General features: G+C 61.6%; 24 protein-coding genes and 1 pseudogene. 16 read left to right on the top strand and 9 right to left on the bottom strand.

Features of this window, described 5'->3' with window-relative positions:
* Window positions 1-16: 16 nt before the first annotated feature.
* Together N2599_RS10380 and N2599_RS10375 are read left to right on the top strand one after the other, a co-directional pair.
* A pseudogene (locus N2599_RS10380) lies at window positions 17-486 on the top strand (GNAT family N-acetyltransferase).
* 20 nt (window positions 487-506) lie between these two features.
* A complete protein-coding gene (locus N2599_RS10375) occupies window positions 507-782 on the top strand; it encodes a hypothetical protein (protein WP_027508581.1) in 276 nt (91 codons plus the stop codon).
* Window positions 783-836: 54 nt separating this feature from the next.
* Here N2599_RS10375 and N2599_RS10370 read toward each other — a convergent pair whose 3' ends face one another.
* Entirely contained in the window at window positions 837-1,094 is a 258-nt protein-coding gene (locus N2599_RS10370) for a YjhX family toxin (RefSeq protein ID WP_027508582.1), read from the bottom strand.
* 293 nt (window positions 1,095-1,387) lie between these two features.
* Between N2599_RS10370 and N2599_RS10365 the strand changes: the two genes are divergently transcribed.
* The 6 genes from N2599_RS10365 to N2599_RS10340 all read left to right on the top strand — a co-directional run bounded on the left by N2599_RS10365 (window position 1,388) and on the right by N2599_RS10340 (window position 5,512).
* Entirely contained in the window at window positions 1,388-1,897 is a 510-nt protein-coding gene (locus tag N2599_RS10365; protein WP_027508583.1) for a GNAT family N-acetyltransferase, read from the top strand.
* A gap of 78 nt (window positions 1,898-1,975) precedes the next feature.
* On the top strand, window positions 1,976-3,478 hold the full coding sequence (gene gatB, locus N2599_RS10360) for an Asp-tRNA(Asn)/Glu-tRNA(Gln) amidotransferase subunit GatB (protein ID WP_027508584.1): 1,503 nt from the start codon (window positions 1,976-1,978) through the stop codon (window positions 3,476-3,478).
* Between the two features lie 4 nt (window positions 3,479-3,482).
* Window positions 3,483-3,986, top strand: a complete 504-nt coding sequence (locus N2599_RS10355; RefSeq protein WP_027508585.1) for a GNAT family N-acetyltransferase — start codon at window positions 3,483-3,485, stop codon at window positions 3,984-3,986.
* A 71-nt stretch (window positions 3,987-4,057) separates the two neighbouring features.
* Window positions 4,058-4,462, top strand: coding sequence for a GNAT family N-acetyltransferase (locus tag N2599_RS10350; RefSeq protein ID WP_375714124.1), 405 nt, complete (start codon window positions 4,058-4,060; stop codon window positions 4,460-4,462).
* Window positions 4,463-4,565: 103 nt separating this feature from the next.
* On the top strand, window positions 4,566-4,964 hold the full coding sequence (locus tag N2599_RS10345; protein ID WP_027508587.1) for an NADH:ubiquinone oxidoreductase subunit NDUFA12: 399 nt from the start codon (window positions 4,566-4,568) through the stop codon (window positions 4,962-4,964).
* A gap of 116 nt (window positions 4,965-5,080) precedes the next feature.
* Window positions 5,081-5,512, top strand: a complete 432-nt coding sequence (locus N2599_RS10340; protein WP_027508588.1) for a DUF2155 domain-containing protein — start codon at window positions 5,081-5,083, stop codon at window positions 5,510-5,512.
* 194 nt (window positions 5,513-5,706) lie between these two features.
* On the opposite strand, the gene aat is transcribed toward N2599_RS10340, so the two are convergent.
* The 5 genes from aat to N2599_RS10315 form a co-directional block, all read right to left on the bottom strand.
* The gene (aat, locus tag N2599_RS10335) at window positions 5,707-6,321 is read right to left on the bottom strand and encodes a leucyl/phenylalanyl-tRNA--protein transferase (protein ID WP_027508589.1); all 615 of its coding nucleotides are present in this window, start codon (window positions 6,319-6,321) and stop codon (window positions 5,707-5,709) included.
* A 5-nt stretch (window positions 6,322-6,326) separates the two neighbouring features.
* Complete coding sequence (accC, locus tag N2599_RS10330; protein ID WP_027508590.1) at window positions 6,327-7,673, bottom strand: acetyl-CoA carboxylase biotin carboxylase subunit; 1,347 nt, start codon at window positions 7,671-7,673, stop codon at window positions 6,327-6,329.
* A gap of 10 nt (window positions 7,674-7,683) precedes the next feature.
* Entirely contained in the window at window positions 7,684-8,160 is a 477-nt protein-coding gene (gene accB / locus N2599_RS10325) for an acetyl-CoA carboxylase biotin carboxyl carrier protein (RefSeq protein ID WP_027508591.1), read from the bottom strand.
* 20 nt (window positions 8,161-8,180) lie between these two features.
* Entirely contained in the window at window positions 8,181-8,618 is a 438-nt protein-coding gene (gene aroQ, locus N2599_RS10320; protein WP_027508592.1) for a type II 3-dehydroquinate dehydratase, read from the bottom strand.
* 144 nt (window positions 8,619-8,762) lie between these two features.
* Entirely contained in the window at window positions 8,763-9,521 is a 759-nt protein-coding gene (locus N2599_RS10315; protein ID WP_027508593.1) for a DsbA family protein, read from the bottom strand.
* 212 nt (window positions 9,522-9,733) lie between these two features.
* On the opposite strand from N2599_RS10315, the gene N2599_RS10310 reads away from it, so the two are divergent.
* Window positions 9,734-10,891 carry a pyridoxal phosphate-dependent aminotransferase gene (locus tag N2599_RS10310; RefSeq protein ID WP_027508594.1) on the top strand — a complete coding sequence of 386 codons (1,158 nt, stop codon included), beginning with the start codon at window positions 9,734-9,736 and terminating at the stop codon, window positions 10,889-10,891.
* A gap of 515 nt (window positions 10,892-11,406) precedes the next feature.
* Complete coding sequence (locus tag N2599_RS10305) at window positions 11,407-11,625, top strand: endonuclease domain-containing protein (RefSeq protein WP_311319498.1); 219 nt, start codon at window positions 11,407-11,409, stop codon at window positions 11,623-11,625.
* A 79-nt stretch (window positions 11,626-11,704) separates the two neighbouring features.
* Here N2599_RS10305 and N2599_RS10300 read toward each other — a convergent pair whose 3' ends face one another.
* A complete protein-coding gene (locus N2599_RS10300) occupies window positions 11,705-14,539 on the bottom strand; it encodes an Rne/Rng family ribonuclease (protein ID WP_027508595.1) in 2,835 nt (944 codons plus the stop codon).
* 679 nt (window positions 14,540-15,218) lie between these two features.
* Between N2599_RS10300 and N2599_RS10295 the strand changes: the two genes are divergently transcribed.
* The 4 genes from N2599_RS10295 (at window position 15,219) to N2599_RS10280 (ending at window position 21,254) form a co-directional block, all read left to right on the top strand.
* Window positions 15,219-16,427, top strand: coding sequence for an N-acetylmuramoyl-L-alanine amidase (locus tag N2599_RS10295; protein ID WP_051336464.1), 1,209 nt, complete (start codon window positions 15,219-15,221; stop codon window positions 16,425-16,427).
* A gap of 238 nt (window positions 16,428-16,665) precedes the next feature.
* Window positions 16,666-19,125 carry a penicillin-binding protein 1A gene (locus N2599_RS10290; RefSeq protein ID WP_027508597.1) on the top strand — a complete coding sequence of 820 codons (2,460 nt, stop codon included), beginning with the start codon at window positions 16,666-16,668 and terminating at the stop codon, window positions 19,123-19,125.
* A gap of 98 nt (window positions 19,126-19,223) precedes the next feature.
* Window positions 19,224-20,355, top strand: a protein-coding gene (gene prfB / locus N2599_RS10285) for a peptide chain release factor 2 (RefSeq protein ID WP_100772280.1) whose coding sequence is annotated in 2 segments (ribosomal slippage) — window positions 19,224-19,292 and window positions 19,294-20,355 — 1,131 coding nt in all. Because the reading frame shifts where the segments join, the coding sequence is not laid out codon by codon here.
* Between the two features lie 116 nt (window positions 20,356-20,471).
* Window positions 20,472-21,254 (top strand): APH(3') family aminoglycoside O-phosphotransferase, encoded by a 783-nt coding sequence (locus N2599_RS10280; protein ID WP_051336470.1) that lies wholly within the window; start codon window positions 20,472-20,474, stop codon window positions 21,252-21,254.
* Here N2599_RS10280 and N2599_RS10275 read toward each other — a convergent pair.
* A complete protein-coding gene (locus N2599_RS10275) occupies window positions 21,251-21,436 on the bottom strand; it encodes a DUF1902 domain-containing protein (protein WP_037141091.1) in 186 nt (61 codons plus the stop codon). The two genes, N2599_RS10280 and N2599_RS10275, sit on opposite strands and share 4 nt — an antisense overlap.
* Window positions 21,437-21,787: 351 nt before the next feature.
* Here N2599_RS10275 and N2599_RS10270 point away from each other — a divergent pair, with 351 nt between their 5' ends.
* Window positions 21,788-23,626, top strand: a complete 1,839-nt coding sequence (locus tag N2599_RS10270; protein WP_027508600.1) for an ABC transporter ATP-binding protein — start codon at window positions 21,788-21,790, stop codon at window positions 23,624-23,626.
* A 40-nt stretch (window positions 23,627-23,666) separates the two neighbouring features.
* Here the strand turns inward: N2599_RS10270 and N2599_RS10265 are convergent, their stop codons facing one another.
* Window positions 23,667-25,136 (bottom strand): MFS transporter, encoded by a 1,470-nt coding sequence (locus N2599_RS10265; protein ID WP_051336465.1) that lies wholly within the window; start codon window positions 25,134-25,136, stop codon window positions 23,667-23,669.
* A gap of 132 nt (window positions 25,137-25,268) precedes the next feature.
* Here N2599_RS10265 and N2599_RS10260 point away from each other — a divergent pair, with 132 nt between their 5' ends.
* The gene (locus tag N2599_RS10260) at window positions 25,269-26,192 is read left to right on the top strand and encodes a LysR family transcriptional regulator (protein ID WP_027508601.1); all 924 of its coding nucleotides are present in this window, start codon (window positions 25,269-25,271) and stop codon (window positions 26,190-26,192) included.
* The last annotated feature ends 6 nt before the right edge of the window (window positions 26,193-26,198 follow it).

Below are 26,198 nucleotides of genomic sequence, written 5' to 3'. Positions count from 1 at the left end.
GCTCATTATCCGCAAGATGACGGCCGCCGACCATGAGGCAGTTGGCACCGTCGGTTTCGCTGCATGGTCTGCAAGCGACGCATTCGAGGAGAGCTAGCTCAATCCTCGGGTCATCGCAAAAGTGCAGCACGAATTCGCGATCTTCCCCTCGCAAACCGACGCCGATATCTATGTAGCGGAGCTTGACAGGAATGTCGTCGGCTGGAGCGCACGAGAAAGTTCGCCAAATTATGTCTCCGACCTCTGGGTGAAGCCGGACCATCAGGGCAGGGGCATCGGCCAAGCCTTGCTTCTGCACCTTTGCGACATAATGGCGGCGCAAGGTCACGTCAAAGTGCGCCTCGATACGCATGCGAAGAACTCAAAGCGATCCGGCTCTATGAGCGCTGCGGCTTCACCATCATCTGGCGCGGTTTGGAATATTCTAAGAATGTGGGCGTCGATCTCGAAAAGGTGCATCTTGAGAAGGCGCTGGCTCTCAAGTAACCAACCGAGGAGGAGGCTTCATGTCGAAATCCGATCTTGCTCAAATGGTCGAGGCTTTTGGCCGCCTAGCGGCAGCGGGCTTCACCATGGGCACTGAATGGCAAGCCGTGCACGAAATCTGCCAGGCCCATGAAGGCGAAACGCCCTTCGATTGGGGTCATGCCCTTTGCCATCGCATCGAAGGCGAGGACTGGAATGCTGATTACTGGTATCGCCGGGCGGGCAAGAAGCGCGCAGCCGGTACCGTGACTGAAGAGTGGTCGGTGATGAAGGCCGAGCTTTCGGAGCAGCTCTGAATCGCACCCTGAGCGCGCGCCGGAAACGACGCGCGGTCAGGGTGATACGGCGAACTATCGGTTGTCGAGCTGCGATCGCACAAGCCTCAGGCCTTGTTCGGTGATCCGGTAGGGTTTTCCGGATTTCGACTTGATCGCCTTCAGCCGTTTCAGCCTGCGGAAAAGCTTCAGATCGAAGCCGGGATAAACCCAGCCGTCGCGGGTGAAGCAACTGGCAGCTTCAAGCTTTTTCCGTTCGTCTCGCCTGATTTCGATGCGGCCGCCCTGGGCCAATAGGTGCAGGATGCGCTGCTCCGTGCGGGAAATGTCCATTTGAATGTTGATCCGGTCTTCGCGCCGTAAGAGCGCGTAAAAAAACGATCCGGCGTTCGCGGCGAACGTCGGGGTTTCGTTTTTTTGGCCCATGCGCGCAAGCAGGCTTGCGGGCAGGGCCTCTACCGGGTCTGAGAAGAGCTCAACATAAGGACTTCGTAGCTCGCCTCGAACACGAGGTCAAGCAAGTGCCGGGCTTCCGGAAAACGGCTGATAACGATGGCACGGCTGCGCAAATCATTGGAAAAGCCGCCGACTCGGTGCTCTACTGAACGTGTTGAGCGGAGGTGCCATTGGTACACATTCGCAATGCCCGCGAGGGCGAAGCGGAACTCTTGAGTGAGATCGGCCTCAGAGCCTGGCAAAAGGCGATGATGGCCATGGGCGAGTCGGACGCGCTGCTGGATGCAGCGCGGAGCGCTTTCGTCAATTTTACACGAAGTACATGGTTGACGATCACCGTCATCGAGTTCAACGGCAATATTGCGGGCTGGGCGGCGCGGGAACATCTGGACGAGACGATTTCAGATTTCTGGATCGATCCGGCCTATACCCGCGAGGGCCTCGGCTCTGCGCTTCTGGAACAGATCGAAAAGGACATCGCCGAGCAGGGTTTCGCGAAGGCGGCAATGCAGACGCATTCGGGAAACACCGAGGCGATCAGCTTTTTCCAGAAGCACGGCTACGCCATCCACTGGCTTTCGATCGCTTATAGCCCCAAGCTCGACCGCGATGTGCCATCGGTCGGATTGACGAAGGCGCTCGGAGCCGAAGGCGACGTCAGCTACGGCCCTGGCTTCTGACGTGCCGAAACCCTTGCACCGGCAGACCATTTCCTTTACCTCACCTGTTGAAAAGAACAGCCTTTCAAAGAGCATCAAATGACCATTGTCGACGTTCGCACGCCTGATCCGAAACGCTTCATCCCCGGCGCCACCGGCGATTGGGAAGTCATCATCGGCATGGAAGTCCATGCGCAGGTGCTGTCCAATTCGAAGCTCTTCTCCGGCGCTTCGACGGAATTCGGCAAGCCGCAGAATTCGAACGTCTCGCTCGTCGATGCCGCCATGCCCGGCATGCTGCCAGTCATCAACGAGGAATGCGTCAAGCAGGCAGTGCGTACCGGTCTCGGTCTGAAGGCCCAGATCAACAAGCGTTCGGTGTTCGATCGCAAGAACTATTTCTATCCTGACCTGCCACAGGGCTATCAGATCTCGCAGTACAAGGATCCGATCGTCGGCGAGGGCAAGATCGTGATTTCGCTCGGTCCCGACCGTCAGGGACAGTTCGAGGATATCGAGATCGGCATCGAGCGCCTGCATCTGGAGCAGGATGCAGGCAAGTCGATGCACGACCAGCACGCTACGATGTCCTATGTCGACCTCAACCGCTCCGGCGTTGCGCTGATGGAAATCGTCTCCAAGCCCGATATGCGTTCGTCCGACGAGGCCAAGGTCTACATGACGAAGCTGCGCTCGATCGTGCGCTATCTCGGCACCTGCGACGGCAACATGGACGAAGGCTCGATGCGCGCCGACGTCAACGTCTCTGTCCGCCGCCCGGGCGAGCCTTTCGGCACGCGCTGCGAGATCAAGAACGTCAATTCCTTCCGCTTCATCGGCCAGGCGATCGAATACGAAGCGCGCCGCCAGATCGGCATTCTGGAAGACGGCGGCACGATCGACCAGGAGACCCGCCTTTTCGACGCGAACAAGGGTGAAACCCGCTCCATGCGTTCCAAGGAAGAAGCGCATGATTACCGCTACTTTCCCGATCCGGACCTGTTGCCGCTCGAATTCGACGATGTCTTCATCAAGGAACTGGAAGCCCACCTTCCGGAGTTGCCTGACGACAAGAAGGAGCGCTTCGTTCGCGAACTCGGCCTTTCGGTCTACGATGCTTCGGTGCTGGTCTCCGAAAAGGCGATTGCAGATTATTTCGAGGCCGTGGCCGAAGGCCGCGACGGCAAGACGGCTGCAAACTGGGTCATCAACGACCTGCTCGGCGCCTTGAACAGGCTCGGCAAGAGCATTGAAGAGACGCCGGTTTCTCCGGCTCAGCTCGGCGCGATTATCGATCTCATCAAGGCGGAAACCATCTCCGGCAAGATCGCCAAGGACCTCTTCGAGATCGTCCTCAATGAGGGCGGCGATCCGGCGGAGATCGTCGAAGCCCGCGGCATGAAGCAGGTGACCGATACCGGCGCCATCGAAAAGGCGGTCGACGAGATCATCGCCGCCAACCCGGATCAGGTCGCCAAGGTTCAGGCCAAGCCGACGCTCGCCGGCTGGTTCGTCGGTCAGGTGATGAAGGCAACCGGGGGCAAGGCCAATCCGCAGGCCGTCCAGGCGCTAGTCAGGGCCAAGCTCGGCATCGAGGAGTAAGATCGTGTATTTCGTGCGCACGGCGAGCGAGCGCGACCTGGAAAAGGTCCGCGCTCTGCTGGGCGAGACGTGGCACGCGACCTACGATGAGCTCTACGGCGCCGATAAGGTGAGGGAATTGCATGACACGTGGCATTCCCTTGTGGCGCTGAAGGCGCGGCTTGCGCGGAAAGACGCCGAGTTCCTCGTTGCCGACAATTGCCGCGATATCGGCGGCATGGGTTATGCCGCCATGTCATCCGAAATACCGAAGACGGTCATGCTGCACATGCTCTATGTCCGCCCGTCCTGCCAGCGGCATGGCATCGGCCGCGATATCTTCGCGGAGATCGAGACATGCTTCCCGGACGCCGAAATCATGCGGCTGGAAGTCGAACCGGGCAACAAGGCGGCGGTCGCCTTCTACCACGCGCACGGCTTCACCGAGGCCGGACGGACGGAAAATTGCGGTCAGGAGCAATCGGGAATTCCAGCACTGATATTCGAGAAGCCTCTTTCGGGTCATTGATGGAAAAGATTGTGGAAACCAGCCTCCTCATTCGCGAAGCCCGTGAAGACGATCTCCCGGAGCTGATCGCCATGTTTGCCGCCGATGATCTTGGCGGTCACGGTGATACGAACGATCCGGCGGCCCTTTCCGGTTATGCCAGGGCTTTTGCTGCCGTAGCTGCGTCGCCCGACCAGACGCTCTACGTCGCAGAGCGCGGCAGCGAGGTCGTCGGCACCTTCCAGACGATGATCACCACGTCTCTGACCGCCCGCGGCTCGTCCTCGATGATCATCGAAGCGGTGCAGACGCGCGGCGACATGCGCGGGCAGGGGATTGGTGCACGGATGATGGAATTTGCGATCGCCGAGGCAAAAGGCCGCGGCATGCGGATGGTCCAGCTGACCTCCAACGCCAAGCGCAAGGATGCGCATCGTTTCTACGAGCGCCTCGGTTTCAAGCCGTCGCATCTCGGCTTCAAGATGGCCTTGAAGTGAGGCTTCGCGTGACGAGAATCGCTGGACAATCCGGCGTTCCGGCGCCATAAGCGAGGGATCGAATTCCAGTCCCGCTCGCCTTCGGCAAGCACGAGGAAAAGACATGAAGAACCTTCTCTTGCAAATCTTCACTTGGTGGAACGGCCAGACGTTAGGCACGCGTTTTGCGACCTGGCGTTTCGGCAAGCGCGTCGGTGAGGATGAATTCGGTAACGTCTACTATGAAGGGGGCATGTCTTCCTACGGCCTACCGAAGCGCTGGGTGATCTACAAGGGCTATGCTGAAGCCTCCGCCATCCCGCCGGGCTGGCACGGCTGGATGCACCACCGCACCGATGTGCCGCCGTCGCAGGAAAGCTACGCCGCCAAGGACTGGCAGAAGACCCATCGTCCCAACCTGACCGGCTCTCCGCAGGCCTACCGCCCGCCGGGATCGCTTGCGGTTTCCGGCGAGCGCCCGCGTGTGACCGGCGACTATGACGCCTGGACGCCCGGCAACTGACATCGCTCTGCGAAGCGGGCCGTCCGGCCCCGCTTTTGGCCACAATTGACCTTTACCCGCAGATTGGCCGCACGAGCTGCGGCCTTTGATCTGAAATGCGCTGGAGACGGGTAGATATGAAGCTTTTCACGCGGAATCATGTCCTGCGTGCCGCCGGGTTGGCCCTGGCGCTTGGCTCTTCCTTCCTGCCGCAGGCGGCGTCTGCCGCACGCATCGACAATCCCGTTGCCGTCTTCTCCGGTCTCGACAAGATCACCGGCCGCATCACCACCTTCGACGTCTACGTCAACGAAACCGTGCAGTTCGGCGCGCTTCAGGTCACGCCGAAGGCCTGCTATTCGCGCGACCAGGCGGAAGCCCAGAAGATCGACGGTTTCGTGGAAGTCGATGAGATTACTCTCGACCGCAAGATCCGCCGCATCTTCACCGGCTGGATGTTCGCCGACAGCCCAGGCCTCAACGCCGTCGAACACCCGATCTACGACGTCTGGCTGAAGGACTGCAAGGCGCAGTCCGAGGTGCCCGCGCCTGTGGGTGATGCGAAGTAGCGCTCCATTCCTATTTCCGCTTAGCTGAAATTCTCGGTGTTGTCGCAAGTCTCTTCTCCCTTTGGGGAAAAGTGCCGGAGCACCAGCGAGGCGATGAGGGGGCGACCCGCTGTGCCTTTAAGCGTGGAGTACTTGGTTCCCCTCATCCGGCTGCCGCCACCCTCTCTCCGTGGGGAGAAGGGAACTCGCGGCTCTCAAAACTCCAGATGCGGTGAATCCATCGCGGCAGCCAGCATCACCGCATAGTCGTCCTTGGGCATGTCGATGGCGCCAAAGGTCTTCAGGTGCTCGGTGGTGAATTGCGTGTCGAGCAGGGTGAAGCCTCTGTCGCGCAGACGCTCGACCAGATGAACGAGACAGATTTTCGAGGCGTCCGTGCGGCGGGAGAACATGCTCTCGCCGAAGAAAGCGGAGCCGAGCGAGACGCCGTAGAGGCCGCCGGCCAGTTCATTGCCGTCCCAAGCTTCGACGGAATGGGCATGGCCCATGCGGTGAAGCATGGAATAGAGCGACCTGATGGTATGGTTGATCCAGGTGCTCGGCCGGCCGGAAGTTGCCTCCGCGCAGGCCGCGATCACTGCGTCGAAATCATGATCGAAGCGGATATCGAAGGGTTGCTTGCGGATGGTCTTCGCGAGGCTTTTCGAGACATGGAAATGATCGAGCGGCAGCACGCCGCGAAGCTCCGGCTCGACCCAAAAGATTTCCGGGTCGTCGGCTGACTCGGCCATCGGGAAGAGTCCGATGGAATAGGCGCGCAGGAGAATCTCCGGGGTAATGCCTGGGGACTTCCTGCGCGAGCCTGCCATTTCCGTTATGCCGGATGGTGGGCCAGGTAGTGTTCCAGCCAGTGGATGTCATAATCGCCATTGGCGATATCCTGGTTGGACACGAGATCCTGGAACAATGGTAGCGTCGTCTTGATGCCATCGACGACGAATTCGTCAAGAGCACGGCGCAGACGCATCATGCATTCCACACGGGTGCGTCCATGCACGATGAGCTTGCCGATGAGGCTATCATAATAGGGCGGGATCTTGTAGCCCTGATAGGCGCCGCTGTCGATGCGCACGCCAAGACCGCCCGGCGCATGGAAATGCGTGATCGTCCCGGGCGAGGGCACGAAGGTGCGCGGATCCTCGGCATTAATGCGGCATTCGATGGCGTGGCCCTCGAAGGTGACCTCTTCCTGCGTGACGGAGAGGCCGCGGCCAGAGGCGACGCGGATCTGCTCGTGCACGAGGTCGATTCCGGTGATCGCTTCGGTAATCGGGTGCTCCACCTGCAGGCGGGTGTTCATTTCGATGAAAAAGAACTCGCCATTTTCGTAGAGGAACTCGATCGTGCCCGCGCCGCGGTACTTCAGCTTCTTCATGGCGTCAGCGCAGATCTGGCCGATCTTCATGCGCTGCTCGACGTTGAGTGCCGGAGAGTTTGCTTCTTCCCAGACCTTCTGGTGACGGCGCTGCAGCGAGCAGTCGCGTTCGCCAAGGTGGATCGCATTGCCTTCGCCGTCGCCGAATACCTGGATTTCGATGTGGCGCGGCTTGCTGAGGAATTTTTCCATGTAGACGGCGTCGTTGCCGAAAGCGGCTGCCGCTTCCGTGCGGGCCGTCGACCAAGCTTCGATAACGTCGGCTTCGGTCTTCGCGACCTTCATGCCGCGGCCTCCACCGCCTGCCGTTGCCTTGATGAGCACCGGATAGCCGATCAAGGCTGCCGTCTTGATCGCATCTTCCGCAGTCTTCACTTCGCCGTCCGAGCCTGGAACGACGGGGATGCCGAGTTCCAATGCGGTCGTCTTGGCGGTGATCTTGTCACCCATGATGCGGATATGGTCCGCCGTCGGACCGATGAAAGTGATGTCGTGGGCATCGAGGATGTCCGCGAATTTCGCGTTTTCCGAAAGGAAGCCGTAGCCCGGATGCACGGCATCCGCACCGGTGATTTCGCAGGCGGCAACGATCTGATGGATGTTCAGATAGCTATCGCGCGAGGGCGGCGGGCCAATGCAGACGCTTTCGTCGGCTAGGCGCACATGCATGGCATCGGCATCGGCGGTGGAGTGAACCACCACGCAGGGAATGCCAAGCTCTTTGCACGCGCGCAGTACGCGCAGCGCAATTTCCCCGCGATTGGCTATGAGGATTTTCGAGACCATGACGTCCGCCTTATTCGATGACGACGAGGAGCTGGCCGTATTCGACGGGCTGGCCGTCCTCGACGAGGATCTCCGTGACCTTGCCGGACTTCGGAGACGGAATCTGGTTCATCGTCTTCATTGCTTCGATGATGAGAAGCGTCTGGCCTTCCTTGACGGTAGCGCCGACTTCGATGAAGGCGCGGGCCCCGGGAGCCGGAGCCATGTAGACAGTGCCGACCATCGGCGCGTTGACGGTGTTGGCCGGGTTGCGCACTGCGGCGGCCGGAGCAGCGGGGGCGGGCTGCGATGCGGCTGCGGAAGAAGCGGCTGCAGCATAGGCCGGAACCCCTATCGGAGCCTGGACGTAATGCGTGTTGCCGGCGCGCGAAACGCGGATACGCAGCTCGTCCTGCTCGACCTCGATCTCCGTCAGGTCCGTTTCGTTGAGGATGTTCGCGAGATCGCGGATCAGCGCCTGATCGATACCTTTTTTCGTCTCAGCCATGAGTGTGCCCTGTCTTCTTCTTATGCCGTGAGGTTCTTCAGCGCGTGCAGCGCCAGGATATAGCTATGGGGGCCAAAACCGCAGATGACACCCTTCACAGCGGGCGCGATCATCGACTTGTGGCGGAATTCTTCCCGAGCATGAACGTTGGTGATGTGGAGTTCCACCACCGGAATGGAAATAGCGCGGATTGCATCGTGCAGCGCGACCGAGGTATGCGTATAGGCGCCGGCATTGAGCACGACACCCGCTGCCTTGCCGTTTGCCTCGTGGAGCCAGTCGACGAGGACGCCTTCGTGGTTGCTCTGGCGGAAGTCGACCTCCAGGCTGAGTTCGCGGCCCGCCGCCTTACAATCCGTCTCGATATCCGTGAGCGTCTTTCCGCCGTAAATGCCGGGCTCTCTGGTGCCCAGCAAATTCAGGTTAGGTCCGTTCAGGACGAAAATGGTCTGCGTCATCGAATGTTCCGTCAAAAGCACGAGGGCCACCTATAGACTCCCCATGCCTTGATTGAAAGCCCTTTGGGGAGGGCAGCCCGAATCGTGCCATCTTTGTCCACATGGCTGAAACACTTGGATTTTGGCGAATTGATGGGCGGGCCCTCAGCAGTTCGTCTTGCCGCAGGCGCGCATGTTCTTGATCTTGGTGTCGAGGTCGGCGGCACCGACCGCCCCCTGTACCAGCTCGTTGCCGATCACATAGGACGGCGTGCCGGTGATGCCGAGGTTCTGCGCCAGTTGATAGGTCTTCTGAACACTCTCGTCGTTCGGGCTTTTCTTCATCTCCGCGCGGATCTGCTCCTTGCCGATACCCAGCGATTCGGCGACGGTAAGCGCCGTATCCTCGTCGGCGCGTCCGCCGCTGCCAAGCAGGGCGACGTGGAAATCCCAGTACTTCTCCGGCGCGAGCTTGCGGAAGGCGTCCGCCACCTTGTGGGCGGCCGCCGATTCAGGGCCGAGGATCGGGAATTCCTTCAGCACGAAACGGACGTTCTTGTCCTTTTCGAGCAGGGTCTGCATGTCGGCAAGCGCTTGGCGGCAATAGCCGCAATTGTAGTCGAAGAACTCGACGATGGTGACGTCGCCCTTCGGATTGCCGACCGTCGCGTCGTATTTCGCGTCGAAGATTTCCTTCTCGTTGTCTTCGATAGCCCTGTTGGCTTTTACGAGACGCGCCTCTTCCTGCTTCTTCTGCAGGGCATTCTGCACGTCGATCATGATCTCGGGGTTCTGGATCAGGTATTCCTTGATAAACGCGCCGAACTCCTTCTTCTGCGCGTCATCGAGGGCTGCTGCCGGAAGCGGCAGGGCAACGCTCGCTGCGAGCGCAAGGGCGGTGAAGGCTTTCGGGAAGAAGGTCATTTTATCCTCGTCTACTACAGATGGGGCGCAATATTTGCCGCATCTTATCATCGCCGTGTTAACAGGTAGAACTGCAAAGCACCAAATTACGGCGCGTGGTCCGGTCCTCAAACAGGATTTTTCGCAGGCGCGGCGCAATCGCGGGATTGTGATGACCCGATTATTGCGGCAATTGTCTGGCGCCAAGTGTGAACTTCCGGAGAGATGCAGCCTTGTTTTCCGTATCGAGACGCAGCGAAGTCGAACCCTTCCACGCCATGGATGTCCTTGCAGAGGCGACCAGACGGCGCGCAAGCGGACATCCGGTCATTTCGATGGCCGTCGGCCAGCCTTCCCATCCGGCGCCGCAGGTAGCGCTCGAGGCGGCACGCGCAGCACTCGCCGAGGGCAGGATCGGCTATACGGATGCGCTCGGGACCGCACGGCTGAAGCAGGCGCTCGCCGGATACTACCGCAATCGGCGCGGGCTCGACATCGACCCGCTGCGGATTGCCGTCACCACCGGCTCGTCCGCGGGCTTCAACCTTGCCTTTCTCTCGCTCTTCGACGCCGGCGATGCCGTGGCGATCGCCAGGCCCGGCTATCCGGCCTATCGCAACATCCTCGGCGCGCTCGGCTTGAAAATCCTGGAAGTGCCGGCAACGGCGGAGACGCATTTCACGCTGACGCCGGAAAGCCTGGAGGCGGCGCAGCACGAAAGCGGCGTCAGGCTGAAAGGCGTGCTGCTCGCAAGCCCGGCAAACCCGACTGGCACGGTGACGGGCAGAAAGGCACTGAAGGCGCTTGCGGATTACTGTGCCGCCAACTCGATCGCCTTCATTTCCGACGAAATCTACCATGGACTGACATTTTCCGGCGAGGAGACGAGCGCCCTGGAGCTGACCGGCGAGGCGATCGTCATCAATTCCTTCTCGAAATATTATTGCATGACCGGCTGGCGCATCGGCTGGATGGTGCTGCCGGACCGTCTGGTCCGGCCGATCGAACGCGTGGCGCAAAGCCTCTACATCTCGCCGCCGGAGCTTTCCCAGATCGCCGCAACGGCGGCGCTTGGCGCTACCGCAGAGCTCGACGTCTACAAGGCAAGCTATGCCAGGAACCGCGATTTCTTGATGCGGCGTCTTCCCGAGATCGGCCTGTCGATCGCTTCGCCGATGGACGGCGCCTTCTATGCCTATGTCGACGTCACCCGCTTCACCAACGACAGCATGGCCTTCGCCAAGCGCATGCTGTCGGAGATCGATGTCGCCGCCACGCCGGGATTCGACTTCGATCCACTGGAGGGCAATCGGACGATGCGCATGTCCTATGCGGGCTCCGAGGCCGAGATCGCCGAGGCGGCGGAGCGGATTGCCGGCTGGCTGAAATAGGCTCCGATTTCCGGGACTTGGCGGGGTTTTTGAAAGCATTTTCGAACGTTCTTGATCGGAATACCAGAGCGCATGGTTTCCCGTTCACGCGACAAGCTCACCGGTGGTTTGATCTTTTATTTCACCTCGGACGGGCGCTGGGAATTGCCGCGTTAAGATGAAAATATATGGCGCATCCCAGCGCCCCGTTCGGCAGTGCTGGGTTTTCGGCGTTTGTTATGCGCGGGGATCTGCCGCATTTCCCCCTCACCAACGAAATATCAGACTTGGCCGGTGGCCAAGGGTAAGGTTTCGTATGCTCTCCCACAGGTGGAGAGGAAGGGTGCCAAGCGCGCCGCGAGGTTCCTCTGTCCACTGCAGGATTGAAGTGCCGAGGGGAAGCGATGCGTTATCAGCCGCCAGCAATCAACGGAGTGCGTGCGAAAGTCATTCGGGCGGATTCGACCCGGGCTGGGAATATGCTCTGACAGGTTATACGTGCCCGGAAGCTGAAAGGTCGCAAGTTCCGGCGGCAAGTGCCTCTAGAACGGTATATCCTCGACTTCGTCTGGCTCAACGCGAAACTCATCGTTCACCTCGACGGATCACAACATGCCGACAATACCTCAAACAAGGCACGGGATGCGCATTTCAGAGCGCAGGGCGTTCTGCGATTCTGGAATGACGAGTTCGAGAGAAATCTGGATTTCGTCTGCTTGGCTACACTCGATCAGTTGCGGGATGCTGGCGAATAGCATTTGCCTCTCGCCCAAAACAAAAAATCCGGCCGCGTCGCCGCAGCCGGATTGATTATTTGATCGCTAGGAGCGCTTCTCAGAAGAAGCCGCGGCGTTGCCACCAGCCGGCTTTTTTCGGCTTGCCGTCATTGTCGGCTTCGGCCGGCTCGCTGCGTGTGGATTTGACCGTCGGGATCGCCGAAGAAGAGATGTTCGATTCGCGGTTGGCGCGAGCCGGCTTTGCTTCGTCCTGCGCCGGCGTTGCGAGGTCGGCGGAGGCTTCGACCGTTTCGGCCTCCGCTTCCACGACGGGCGCTGCTTCGGCGACCGGCTCTTCGACAGGCGACACGGCGGCCTTGCGGCGGCCGCGGGGCTTGGCTGGCTTTACGTCTTCAGCGGCGACAGGGCCGGTTTCGATGGCTGCCATTGCGGGCTGGCCTTCGCCGGCTTGTTCAGCAACGGCTTCGACGATTTCAGCCTGCGTTTCTGCCTCGGTGCCACCCTCTGCATCGGCGTTGGTTTCGTCGCCGGCGCTCAGTTCGCCGCCTTCCTCGCGGTTGCGGCGGCCGCCGCGCTTGCCGCGGCGGCGGCGCTTGCGGCGCTGGGATTCTTCGCTTTCAGCCTGGGTTTCGGAGGCTGCTGCGGCTGCCTCATCGCCCTCGCTGCCCTCGTCGTCGCCTTCATCCTCGTCGCCAGCTTCGCCGGAAACGGCATCCTGGGCGGTGAGCGGTTCACCGGCACCACTGCGGCCACGGCGGCGGCGGCGGCGCTTACGCTTGCGGCCGCCTTCGCTATCAGCCTCGGCGCGCTGCTGGGGCGCGCGCTCGGCGGCTGCGGGCTTTTCGTCGAGCTCCTCGTCTTCTTCCTCCTCCATCTCGATGACGACATCGTCGTCGTCATCCTCGGGAATGGCAGCGAAGTTGAAGAGGGTTTCGATCTTGACCGGGTTTTCGACCGGCTCGCCGCGATCGATCGCGAAATGCTGCGAACCGACCGCACTGTCGGCATCGACGACGATCGCGACGCCGAAGCGGCTCTCATAATCGATGATTGACTGGCGCTTGTGGTTGAGCAGGTAGAGCGCGATCTCCGGGGTGGTGCGCACGGTGATGTCGTGCGTTGTGTTCTTCAGCAGATATTCCTCGATGCCGCGCAGAACATGCAGCGCGACGGAGGACTGCGAACGGACGTGACCGGTGCCGCCGCAATGCGAGCAGACCTGGGTCGTGGATTCAAGCACCGAAGCGCGGATGCGCTGGCGCGACATCTCGAGCAGGCCAAAATGCGAGATGCGGCCGACCTGGATGCGTGCGCGGTCGTTCTTCAGGCATTCCTTCAGTTTCTTCTCGACGGCGCGGTTGTTGCGCTTCTCTTCCATGTCGATGAAGTCGATGACGATCAGACCGGCCAGGTCGCGCAGGCGAAGCTGGCGGGCGACTTCATCGGCCGCCTCGAGATTCGTCTGAAGCGCGGTGTCCTCGATCGAGTGCTCGCGGGTCGAGCGGCCGGAGTTGACGTCGATAGATACCAGCGCTTCCGTCTGATTCATGATCAGGTAGCCGCCGGACTTCAGCGTTACCTGCGGCTGCAGCATGCGGTCGAGCTGCGCCTCGATGCCGGAGCGCGAGAAGATCGGATGGATGTCGCGGTAGGGCTGAACCACCTTGGCGTGGCTCGGCATCAGCATCTTCATGAAGTCTTTCGCTTCACGATAGCCTTCCTCGCCGGACACGATGATCTCGCTGATGTCCTTGTTGTAGAGGTCGCGGATCGAGCGCTTGATCAGCGAGCCTTCCTCGTAAACGAGGCAGGGGGCCGTCGACGCCAGCGTCAGCGTGCGGACGTTTTCCCACAGGCGCATCAGATATTCGAAATCGCGCTTGACCTCGACCTTGGTGCGGTTGGCACCGGCCGTGCGCAGGATGACGCCCATGCCTTGCGGCACTTCGAGCATGCGGGCGATTTCCTTGAGACGCTTGCGGTCCTGCGGATTGGTGATCTTGCGGGAAATGCCACCGCCGCGCGCGGTGTTCGGCATCAGAACCGAGTAGCGGCCGGCGAGCGAGAGATAGGTGGTGAGTGCTGCGCCCTTGTTGCCGCGCTCTTCCTTGGCGACCTGCACGAGCAGGATCTGGCGACGCTTGATGACTTCCTGGATGCGGTACTGCTTGCGCGGCTTGCGCTGCACGCGGTCCGGAACCTCTTCCATCGCGTCTTCGGCGCCGACGGATTCGATCACTTCCTCTTCATGGTCGTCGTCGTCATCGTCGTCATTGCTGCGGCGGCGGGAATCGACGTCTTCGGAGATCGAATCGGTCTCAACGGCAGCGGCCATGCTGCCGCCGACGGGGCCTTCGTCATCGTTATCGGCGACGGCAGCGGAAGGCGCTTCCACGTCGGAGGGCACGGCATCTTCCGTTGCGGTGGTTTCGACGACCTTCTTGCGGCTGCGGCGCGGCTTGGCCTTCTTGGCCGGAGCCTCTTCGGCGGCCGGAGCAGCCTCTTCGGCCGGAGCGGCGTCCCCGGAAGCTTCGGCAGCGGCCGGCTGTTCCTTGGGCATGATGCCGATGTCCGGCTGTTCCTGGGTTGACAGGTCGCTTACCGGTGCGGTTTCGACGTGCTCGACATCCTCGTCGCGGCGGTGCTCCTCGGCCTCGGCGCGCAGCAGCGCCTGACGGTCGGCCAGCGGGATCTGATAATAGTCGGGGTGGATTTCGGCAAAGGCCAGGAAGCCGTGCCGGTTGCCGCCGTAATCGACGAAAGCAGCCTGCAGCGAAGGTTCGACCCTCGTTACTTTGGCGAGATAGATGTTGCCGCGTATCTGCTTCTTGTGCTGCGACTCGAAGTCAAATTCTTCTATGCGGTTCCCGCGAACGACAACGACACGTGTCTCTTCCTCGTGAGACGCGTCGATAAGCATTTTGTCTGCCATGTAAGGTGTGCTCCTCGGCGCAGCCGAAGACTCACATTCCCGCCTGTATCTGTAACAGGGGGCATGCGGCCGAACGTGGGTGCGCCGGATAATGAAAGTCGCGCTTGGTTCGGGCGGGACAGCAGCAGCCAGGCAACAGCGGGGAAATCATTCTCCCGGAGCCTGTAGACTTTGGATAAAACCTGCTGCGAAACCATTATGACCAAGCGAGATCGACAATACTTAAGACCCCTTCGGGTCCGATGAGTTTGCTCCTCGGAGCGTTTGGTGGCTATCCACCGATGAAGTTTCCGCATACGCCGGAAAATTCAGGATCCAGTTTACCTTGGAGAGAAGTGTGTACGACGGCGGACGATTGCCGGTTGTGGCGCCAGGTCCTCGTGGGGTTGGCAGCCGCGCGGCGACTCTATCCCGTCAACACTTCTAACCTGAAAATCGTTGTATGGTTTCTCTGTCACAATAGCAAGGGAAAAGCCAAATGCGCCATAATATTGATGGATTTCGAAACGCATAGACATTCGGGGAATCAGCGGTCCTGATTCGGTGGCGGCGCGACAAACGCTGAAGGCCAGGCGATGCGTGCATCAAGCCGCAGGGATCCATGCAATAACAGATAGGATGTGGCGGTCGATTGTTTAAGAGGGTGCGGCCCGCAGCGGGGGAATCCGGCAAGCGGAAGATGAGATTCGTAGGCGTGCTCGCGGCGGCGGTTTCGCTCCAGGCCACCATCGCGCTTGGTGCCGATCCGAAGAAGCCCGAGGCACTGCTTGCCTATGGCGCACGCATCATCGGCGACGACGCCCGCACGCGCGTCGTCATCGATTTCGACCGGCAGCCAAGTTTCTCCGTTCATTATATCGCCAATCCCGAGCGCATCGTCGTCGATCTGCCGGCGACCGCCTTCGGCTTCCAGGCTAAGGATCTGGCGGCGAGGGGGCTTTTCAAGGACATTCGCTACGGCACGATGGATGAAGGCAGCGCCCGCATCGTGCTGACGGCCGTCAAGCCGGTGAAGCTGGCGGCGGCCAAGGTACAGGCGGACGAGGACGACAAGGGCTATCGCCTTGTGCTCGACGCCGAGATGACCGGCAAGGAGGAGTTCGCAGCCCTCGTCAAGGCGCAATCCTGGAGCGATCCGGCAGACCGTCCGCAGCCAGCGAACGCCATGCCGGCGCCCGAGGCGGCAAAGCCCGGCGATTTCATCATCGCCGTCGACGCCGGCCACGGCGGCATCGATACCGGCGCGATTGGCGTCGATACCAAGACCGAGGAAAAGCAGGTGACGCTCGCCTTCGCCAAGGCTCTCACCGACCGGCTGAACCGCGAGCACGGCATCAAGGCGTTCCTCACCCGCAGCGAGGATGAATTCCTGTCGCTTGCCGAACGCGTGCAGATCGCCCGGCAGAACCACGCGGGCCTCTTCATCTCGCTGCACGCCGACACGCTCAAGCAGAAGGACATCCGTGGCGCGACGGTTTATACGATCTCGGACAGGGCCTCGGACAAGCTCGCCGCCGATCTCGCCGAGCGCGAAAACCTGTCGGATCAGATCGCCGGCAAGGAAACGGTGGCCGAGCCGCCGGCAGTCGCCGATATCCTGCTCGATCTGACGCGCCGCGAGACCCAGGCCTTCTCGATCTCGCTGGCCGAAAGCGTGCTCGGCTCATTCAAGGACCAGATCAGCACGATCAACAATCCACACCGGCATGCGGGCTTCCAGGTTCTGCGCGCGCCGGACGTGCCCTCGATCCTGCTCGAGCTCGGTTTCCTTTCCAATGCCGAAGACGAAAAGCTGCTGCTCGATGAGAAATGGCGCGGCAAGATGGCAGAACTTCTGACCGACGCCGTCAAGCGCTACCGCTCTTCCGTGGTTGCCAATGGCGGCTGAGGCCGTGGCCGAGATGTGACACCTGCTGCGAAAGCAAAGCGGCGCATGTGAATGGGGCAGGCGGGCCCTATTTTGCTCACATTCAGGCCGTTACTCGCCGCTATGTTTCAATAGGCGGGTTGGATTCAGCTTGTCGCGATGCCACTCATGGAGTAAGCCGCGCGGCGTGCAAATCGCCCGCTTCCATGCAAATATAGCGCCTGCGCCGATTGAAGATTTGGAATACCGGTAGCTCAATATGATCAGACTTCTTGGATATTTCTTCGGAATTGCTTGCGTCCTGTTTCTTGGCGCTGCAGCCGTCGTTGCCGTCTACCTGGTAAGCGTCGCGAAGGATCTCCCCGATTACGCTGTCCTGAACAGCTATGCGCCGCCGGTCACCACTCGCGTTCACGCCGGAAACGGCGCGCTGATGGCCGAATATGCCAAGGAGAAGCGTCTTTTCCTGCCAATCCAGGCGATCCCGGATCGTGTCAAAGCGGCGTTCCTTTCGGCCGAAGACAAGAATTTCTATAACCATCCCGGCGTCGACCTGAGCGGCCTTGCGCGCGCCATCGTCGTCAACCTGCAGAATTTCGGCTCTGGCCGCCGTCCGGTCGGCGCCTCGACGATCACGCAGCAGGTGGCGAAGAACTTCCTGCTCACGTCCGACCAGACGATCGACCGCAAGATCAAGGAAGCGATCCTCTCCTTCCGCATCGAGCAGGCCTATAGCAAGGACAAGATCCTCGAACTCTATCTGAACGAGATTTTCTTTGGCCTGAATTCCTACGGCATCGCCGGTGCGGCACTCACCTACTTCAACAAGTCGGTCACCGAACTCACTGTCGCCGAAGCCGCCTATCTCGCCTCGCTGCCGAAGGGCCCGGCCAACTATCATCCCTTCCGTCATCCGGATGCCGCGGTCGAGCGCCGCAACTGGGTCGTCGACCGCATGGTCGAAAACGGCTATGTGAGCCAGAGCGACGGCGCAGAAGCCAAGAAGCAGCCGCTCGGCGTAACCGTCCGCAGCAACGGTCCCTCGCTTTTTGCCTCGGACTACTTCGCCGAGGCCGTCCGCCGCCAGCTCATCGGCCAATATGGCGAAAAGACGCTTTACGAAGGTGGTCTTTCGGTTCGCACCTCGCTCGATCCGCAGATGCAGCTTGTCGCGCGCAAGGCGCTGCAGGACGGGCTGACGAGCTACGACGAACGCCGCGGCTTCCATGGACCACTGAAGACGATCGACACCACGGCCGACTGGGGCAAGGCGCTCGCGGAAATTCCGACACTCTCCGACGTGCCGGAATGGCGCCTCGCCGTCGTGCTTGCCGTCTCCACTGAAAGCGTCGATATCGGTCTCCAGCCCGCCAGGGACGGCGCCGGAAAGGCTGCCGCCGAGCGCGAGCACGGCGTGATCGAGGCGAAAAACATGCAGTGGGCCTACCGCTCCTCGACTGGCGAGCGCAAGACGGCCAAGTCGCCGGAAGGTGTGCTTTCGCCGGGCGACGTTGTCTATGTCGAGCGCCTGGGCGGCGAAGGCTCGACCGCCTACCGTCTGCGCCAGCCGCCCAAGGTTCAGGGCGGCTTCGTCGCCATGGATCCGAAGACCGGCCGCGTTCTCGCAATGGCGGGCGGCTTCTCCTATGGCCAGTCGGAATTCAACCGCGCGACGCAGGCGATGCGCCAGCCCGGCTCCTCGTTCAAGCCGTTTGTCTACGCAGCGGCCATGGACAACGGCTATACCCCGGCTTCGGTGATCATGGACGCGCCCATCGAGATCGTCTCCGGCAGCCAGGTCTGGAGGCCGGAAAACTATGGTGGTGAATTCAACGGTCCGTCGACGCTGCGCTCCGGCATCGAGCACTCACGCAATCTCATGACCGTGCGCCTTGCCAACGACCTCGGGATGAACATCGTTGCCGAATATGCCGAGCGCTTTGGCATCTACGACAAGATGCCGCCGCTGATCGCCATGTCGCTCGGCTCAGGCGAAACCACGGTCCTGCGGATGGTCTCGGCCTATTCGGTTATCGCCAACGGCGGCAAGCAGATCAAGCCGACGCTGATCGACCGCATCCAGGACCGCTACGGCAAGACGATCTTCAGGCACGAGGAACGCCTCTGCGACAGCTGCAATGCCGGCGACTGGCAGAACCAGGAAGAACCGACCATCGTCGACAACCGCGAGCAGGTTCTCGACCCGATGACGGCCTATCAGATCACCTCGATGATGCAGGGCGTCATCACCCGCGGCACGGCGGCAGGCAAGATCGATCTCGGCGCACGCGACGTGGCCGGCAAGACCGGCACCACCAACGATGAGAAGGATGCCTGGTTCGTCGGCTTCACGCCGGACCTCGTGGCCGGCCTTTATATGGGCTTTGACAATCCGGCGCCGCTTGGCCGCGGCAGTACGGGCGGTGGCCTCTCCGCGCCGATCTTCAACGAGTTCATGCAGGCAGCCGTCAAAGACATGCCAGAATCGAAATTCGTCATTCCGCAGGGCATGAACCTGATCCCGATCGACCGCAAGACGGGCATGACGGCGATGGAGGGCGATCCGAACACTATCATCGAGGCTTTCAAGCCCGGCACCGGCCCGGCCGACAGCCTGTCCGTCATCGGCATGGACGGCACCATGGCGCCGGAGGAGATCCTGAAGACCTCGCCGCAGGCGAACCAGGCCGTGCAGTCCGGCGCGGGCGGCCTCTACTGAACAATCCCATAATAGATGCGGCGGCCGCGGCTCTTTACATCCGCGGCCGCCGCAACTATTTGACGGACCAACTCAAGACAACGCAAAGAAGCAGGAAAATGCGAGCGGAAATCGAAAACGTAGTCGATGAAACCAAGCAGGCTATCACCCTGCTGAGGAGGCATCTTTGACTGGGACCAGGCGGTAAGACGGCTGGACTGGCTGAACAACAAGGCAGAGGACCCGAGCCTCTGGAACGATGCCCAGGAAGCACAGAAGCTGATGCGCGAGCGCCAGCAGCTTGATGACGGCATCAACGGCGTGAAGCAGCTCGAACAACAGCTGAACGACAATGTCGAACTCATCGAGATGGGTGAGGAAGAGGGCGATGAAAGCATCGTCAACGAGGCCGAGGACGCGCTGAAGAGCCTGAAGGCCGAGGCGGCGCGCCGGCAGGTGGAGGCCATGCTGTCCGGCGAGGCCGACGCCAACGACGCCTATCTCGAAGTGCATTCCGGCGCCGGCGGCACCGAGAGCCAGGACTGGGCGAACATGCTGCTTCGCATGTACACCCGCTGGGCCGAACGCCAACGCTTCAAGGTCGAGCTTCTCGAAGTCCATGACGGCGAAGAGGCGGGCATCAAGTCCGCCACACTGCTCATCAAGGGCCACAACGCCTATGGCTGGCTGAAGACGGAATCGGGCGTGCACCGGCTCGTACGCATCTCGCCCTATGACAGCAATGCGCGCCGACACACGTCCTTCTCGTCGATCTGGATCTATCCGGTCGTCGACGACTCCATCCAGATCGACATCAATGAAAGCGACTGCCGCATTGACACCTACCGCTCGTCGGGGGCCGGCGGTCAGCACGTCAATACGACCGACTCGGCCGTGCGCATCACGCATATCCCGACGGGCATCGTCGTGCAGTGCCAGCAGGAACGCTCGCAGCACAAGAACCGCGCCAAGGCCTGGGACATGCTGCGCGCCCGCATGTATGAAGCGGAACTGAAGAAGCGCGAAGAGGCGGCAAGCGCCGAAGCCGCCTCCAAGACCGAGATCGGCTGGGGCCACCAGATCCGCTCCTACGTGCTGCAGCCCTACCAGCTGGTAAAGGACCTGCGCACCGGCGTCACAAGCACTGCACCGGGCGACGTGCTCGACGGCGATCTCAACGCGTTCATGGAAGCAGCGCTTGCGCACCGCATCAGCGGCAAACCGGACGCTGTCCTGGAGGACGTCGATTGACGGTGTGACCGGCGATTTGGCTTATAGCCGCTTGCAGCAGGTGGTTGCAGGCGGCTTGCCGCGCCCAGAATATTTTTGCAGCCGGCCCGGCAAACGATTATCGAGATGATTTTCCGATGGAAAACATTGCTTTACCTCCCAATCTACGGGCGCTGCTATCTCAGTACGAGTGGAAACAGGACGATCTCGGATGTTCATCCGCAGACGTGTTCGTGCTTGCCGAAGGTGGCCAGAAGCGATTTTTCCTGAAAGGCGAAATGGCTGGTCCTTTTGCGGAATTGCCGTTGGAGGCGGAGCGTCTGCTGTGGCTTGCCAAACAAGGAATGCCGTGCCCCAGCGTCGTTGCTATGGAAAGCCATGAGGACAGAAACTGGCTGCTGCTGAACGCGCTTCCGGGAAGCGACCTGGCTTCGTCCAAATCAACGGCAGATGCGCGGTGCATTGAGATCCTGGCGGCCGCCTTGCGCCGGTTGCACGAACTTGATCCGGAAACCTGCCCTTTCGACCACGGGCTGACGGCTCGCTTGAGGCTTGCCAGGGCGCGGATGGATGCGGGCGCCGTAGACGAGGATGATTTTGACAAAGAGCGGCAAAGCGAAACGGTTGCGAGCCTTTTTGCCTACCTGGAAGCCAGCCAGCCTGACGTCACCGATGCCGTCGTTGCGCATGGCGATGCTTGCTTGCCGAACTTCATGACGCATGAAGGGCGGTTCAGCGGGTATGTTGATTGCGGCCGCCTGGGCGTTGCGGATCGATATCAGGATATCGCGCTGGCAATGCGAAGCATACGGTACAACCTCGGGGAGGCGGGGGTCCGACATTTCCTCGATTGCTATGGGCTTTCCGGCATCGATGACGCGAAGGTCGCCTATTACCTGGTGCTGGACGAGTTCTTCTAGGTGTCGCGGACCGGGATTTCAGGCAGATCGGACGCAATTCCGTTCAGTTCGGTCAGATCGGAAATTGCAGCGAGAGCGCTTTTCTCGAGCAATTCCAACGTTTCGGATTGTGCTGCCAGTCCTTCCACGTCGTTGCTCGTTGCGACCCAGACACGCTCGTCCTCATCCCACTCCGCGGACAATACTTGACAACTGCTTTCAGTTCTCCTCGCGCCTCTACCTCGGACAATATGCGCCACCGAGGATCATTTAGTTGCTGAATGAAATTTCATCGGTTCGTCCGTGGTGACCAATTGAAAGTCAAGTTGTGACCAATTGGTAGTGGCATCCGACAAATCACACGCTGGCCACTGCAGCGGATCCTGCTGTTGCATGTCGACAACACTGGGCGATCTCTTTCCGCGGTGGTCTTGAATCGGTCGCGGTTGTCCGCGATGCTTGAGCCTTCAATTTGTCCGATCCCGGGGAGACTGACATGAAAGCGAACCTGTCCAACCAGAAAGGAAACATCGCCCACAAGGACATTCCGCTTCATGCACACTCTGTTCCCCCGCGCGAGGAAAAGCCCGCCGCGCCATAACCGCTTCCTGAAATTCTTCCGCGATTATCCAGGCACCGCCGACGGCACCCGGCGCCGTTCGCGCATACGCAAATTCCTCTCCTACTATCGTCCGCACCTGCCTTTGCTGCTGGCGGACCTGCTTTGCGCGATTCTCGTCGCTGGCACGGCGGTGGCGTTGCCGCTTTGCGCCAACTTCGTGACAAGCCACCTTCTGGCTCTGCCCAACGCGCCGGAGGCCTACGGGCAGATTCTTGCCTTCGGCGGCTTCATGCTTGCCATCCTGGCGGTCCAAATCGCCGCCATCTTCTTCGTCGACTATCAGGGGCACGTGATGGGCGCCCGGATCGAGGCGGCCGTCCGGCAGGAGCTCTTCGAACACTGCCAAAAGCTCTCGTTCAGCTTCTACGACCGTCAACGCACAGGCCAGCTGATGAGCCGCATCACCAATGATTCCCTGTGGTTGGGCGAGCTCTTCCACCACGGCCCGGAAGACATCTCCATCGCCGTGCTCAAGTATGGTGGTGCGATGGTGGTGCTGTTTTTCATCGATCCTCCTCTGGCGAGCCTCATCCTGCTGCTCACGCCGGTGGCGGTGGCCTATGCGCTGCATTTCAACCGGCGCATGAACCGCGCACTCGAAGCCAGCAAGCGGCAGATCGCCGCCGTCAACGAGCGCGTGGAGGACGCCCTGGCGGGTATTCGCGTTGTCCAATCCTTCGCCAACGAGGCGCTGGAGCAGCAACGCTTCGCCAAGCTGAACCGGCGCTTCCTGGAGGGCCGCGCAGACGGCTACCGCAGCGAGGCCTGGTTTTCGGTGGGCACAGAATCCTTCGCGCAGCTCATCACCATACTCGTCATTGTCATCGGCGGGCTGCGCATCCTGACGGCGGAGCTGAGCGTCGCAGAAATGCTTACCTTCCTGCTCTGCGTGGCGGTGCTGGTCGATCCCGTGCAGCGGCTCGCGAATTTCGTGCGCCTCTGGCAGGAGGGCTATACGGGCTTCGTCCGGGCCATGGAGGTCCTGGAGATCGCACCGGACGTCACCGACCGTCCGTCCGCGCGTCCCATGCCGGTCCCGGGCGGCGAGATCAGTTTCTCCGATGTCGCCTTCGGCTATGAGGCTGATGGCCCAAAGGTGCTCGAGCGGTTGTCGCTCACCATCGCACCGGGCGAGTTCGTGGCCCTGGTTGGCCCTTCAGGGGTCGGCAAGAGCACGTTGTGCGCACTCATCCCGCGCTTCTACGATGTGCAGGCCGGGGCGATCCGCATCGACGGCACCGACATTCGCGACGTGACGCTGGCGTCGCTCCGGCGCCATGTCGGGGTGGTGCAGCAGGATGTCTATCTCTTCGCCGGCACCGTGGCGGAAAATCTCCGTTACGGCCGGCCAGGCGCCACAGGTGCCGAGGTGGAGGCAGCCGCCCGTGCCGCCAACGCGCACGACTTCATCATGGCTCTGCCGGGGGGCTACGACACCGATATCGGCCAGCGCGGCGTCAAGCTCTCGGGCGGCCAGCGGCAGCGCCTTACGATCGCCCGCGCCTTCCTCAAGGATCCGGCGATCCTGATCTTCGACGAGGCGACCAGCGCGCTCGACAACGAGAGCGAACGGGCGGTTCAAAAGGCGCTGCTCAGTCTGGCGAGCGGCCGCACCACTCTGGTGATCGCCCACCGCCTCTCCACCGTCCGCCATGCCGACCGCATCCTGGTGCTCACAGGCGATGGCATCATCGAGCAGGGGACCCATAGCGACCTCATGGCGCAGGAAGGTGTCTATGCCAACCTCCACAGCGTACAGGCAAGCATCTAGCGGCCTGGCCGAAACAGAAGCAAGCGGAGTTCAGGCTGTGTTAGACCGGCCCGTCTCCGCGGGGCGAAGGACGCATTGCAAGGGCGCGGCCGCCGGCGGCGATGATGATCGCGACGGCGGTCAGAGCTGCCGCGACGGCGAAGGTGACCTGCATGCCGCTGGCGACGGCTTCGGGACGCGCAGTTGTGATGTCGGCCGTCATCGCGGCAAAGGCGAACACGGCGCCTATGACGGAAGCGCCGGTGATGAGCCCGAGATTGCGCGACAGGCTGAGCAGACCGGAGACGACGCCGCGCCGATCGGCGGGTACATCCATCATGGCGGCGGTGTTGTTAGCGGTCTGAAACAGCTGATAGCCCGGAGTCAGGACGACGATGGCGGCAATATAGCCGGAAACGCCGAACATTGCCGGAAGCACGGATAGGGCAACTGCACCGAGAGCCATTCCGATCAGTCCGGCGATGACCACGAACGGCGCACCCAGACGGTCGACAAGACGGCCAGCCGGAGCGCCGCTCAGCGCGGAGACGATCGGGCCAATCGACATGACGAGTCCGACAAGAGCCGCGTCAAGCCCCAGCGCACGGGAAAGGTAAAACGGGCTCACCACCAACGTCGCCATCATCACCGTCGAAACGAGCGCGTTCGCAGCCAGGCCGGCGCTGAACGCCGCATTGCAGAATGCCGCCAACCGGATCAAAGGCGATGCCACCTTCGCCTCGGTGAAAACAAAGAGCACGGCGCCGGCGAGGGCGGCGATCAGGAGCGCCGCATTCAAAGCGCCGAAATGGCCGCGCCCCATCGTCATGGCGAGCGCATAGGCGGCGAGCGTGCCTGCAAGCAGCAGCGTGCCGAGAGCGTCGAAGCCGGGGCGGCCCGTTCTTGGTGTTTCGCGGTCGACGGGCAGGAAACGGTGGGCAAGAAAGAAGGCCAGCAGACCGAGCGGGATGTTGACGAGAAAGACCGCACGCCAGCCAAGCCAGGCGATCAAAACGCCGCCAAGCGACGGACCGAGCGCGGTGCCGATTGCCGACATCGTGCCGAGCAGCCCGATGGCGCTGCCGGTTCTCTCCCGGGGGACCGTCTCGCCGACGAAGGCCATGGTAAGCGCCATCAGGACGGCGGCGCCGAGGCCCTGCGCGGCCCGCGCGGCAATCAGCCACCAGAGCGAGGGAGCAAGGCCGCAGAGCGCCGAGGCGGCGGTAAACACCATCAGCCCCGCCAGGAGCACCCGCCGGCGTCCAGCGATGTCGCCAAGCCGCCCGACGCTGACGATCAGGATCGTGATCGTCAGGAGATAGGCAATGACGACCCATTGGACTTGCTGGAATGGTGCGGCGAACATCTGAGCCAATGCCGGCAAGGCGACATTAGCGATGCTGGTGCCGAGCGAAGACAGCAGCATCGACAGGCAAAGGCCGGCAAGCGCCCATCGAACCGAGGCTGCGGAGGGTATGCCTTTGTCAGTGGCGTCAGGGAAGGCGGCGCGGGCAGAGCGGACCGATGTCATGAAGAGCTACTCCAAGATTGCGTTTGGGCAGAGATAGCTCGCGGGTAGACAGGGCGGAAGGCGCATCATATGCATTGCATTCGTGCGTCTGGCGCCATGTCATATTGCGCCGGCCGTGCTATGGTCGCTCCCATGTCGCATCCCGATCTCAATCTGCTGGTCGCCCTTGATGTGCTTCTGACGGAGGGCAGTGTCGCCCGCGCCGCCAGAAGGCTGTGGCTGAGCCCGTCGGCGATGAGCCGCGCATTGGCGCGGTTGCGGGAGGCGACCGGCGACCCGCTGCTCGTGCGGGCCGGGCGCGGCCTTGTTCCGACGCCGCGGGCGCTCGAGCTTCGCGAGCGCGTCGGCCAGCTCGTGCGGGACGCCGGAGCCGTTCTGCGGCCTGCCGAAACGCTCGACCTGTCACGGCTTGTGCGAACATTCACGCTCAGAAACCAGGATGGCTTCGTCGAGAATTTCGGGCCGGAGCTCATTGCGCTCGCCGGCGAACAGGCGCCCGGCGTGCAGTTGCGCTTCGTCCCGAAGCCGGACAGGGACAGCGCGCCGCTGCGCGACGGCAGTGTCGACCTGGAAACCGGCGTCGTCGGAAAGGCCATGGGGCCGGAGGTGCGGGCACAAGCGCTGTTCCGCGACCGTTTCGTCGGCGTCGTCCGGATAGGGCATCCGTTGTGCGAGGCTGCGATCACGGCCGCCCGCTACGCTGCCGGCCGGCATATCCTCATCTCGCGGCGCGGGCTCGACAGGGGACCCATCGATGACGCGCTTGAGCCGTTCGGCTTGAGACGGAAGATCGTGACGGTCGTTGGCGGCTTTTCGGAAGCTCTGGCTCTGGCGCGTGCCTCGGATCTGATCGCCAGCGTCCCCGAACGCTATACCGGGAACCTGCGCGACGGGATGTTCTCTTTCCCCATGCCGGTTTCGCCGCCGGATACGACGATCTCGCTGTTGTGGCACCCGCGGATGGACGCCGACCCGGCACATCGCTGGCTGCGCGAATGCGTCCGGGAGGTTTGTGCGGGCAGGCCCGCCGGCTCAAGCAATCTTCTGGAGTCGTAATTCGTA

Source organism: Rhizobium sullae, assembly GCF_025200715.1.
GTDB lineage: Bacteria > Pseudomonadota > Alphaproteobacteria > Rhizobiales > Rhizobiaceae > Rhizobium > Rhizobium sullae.
This window is presented reverse-complemented; position numbering and strand designations above follow the sequence as displayed.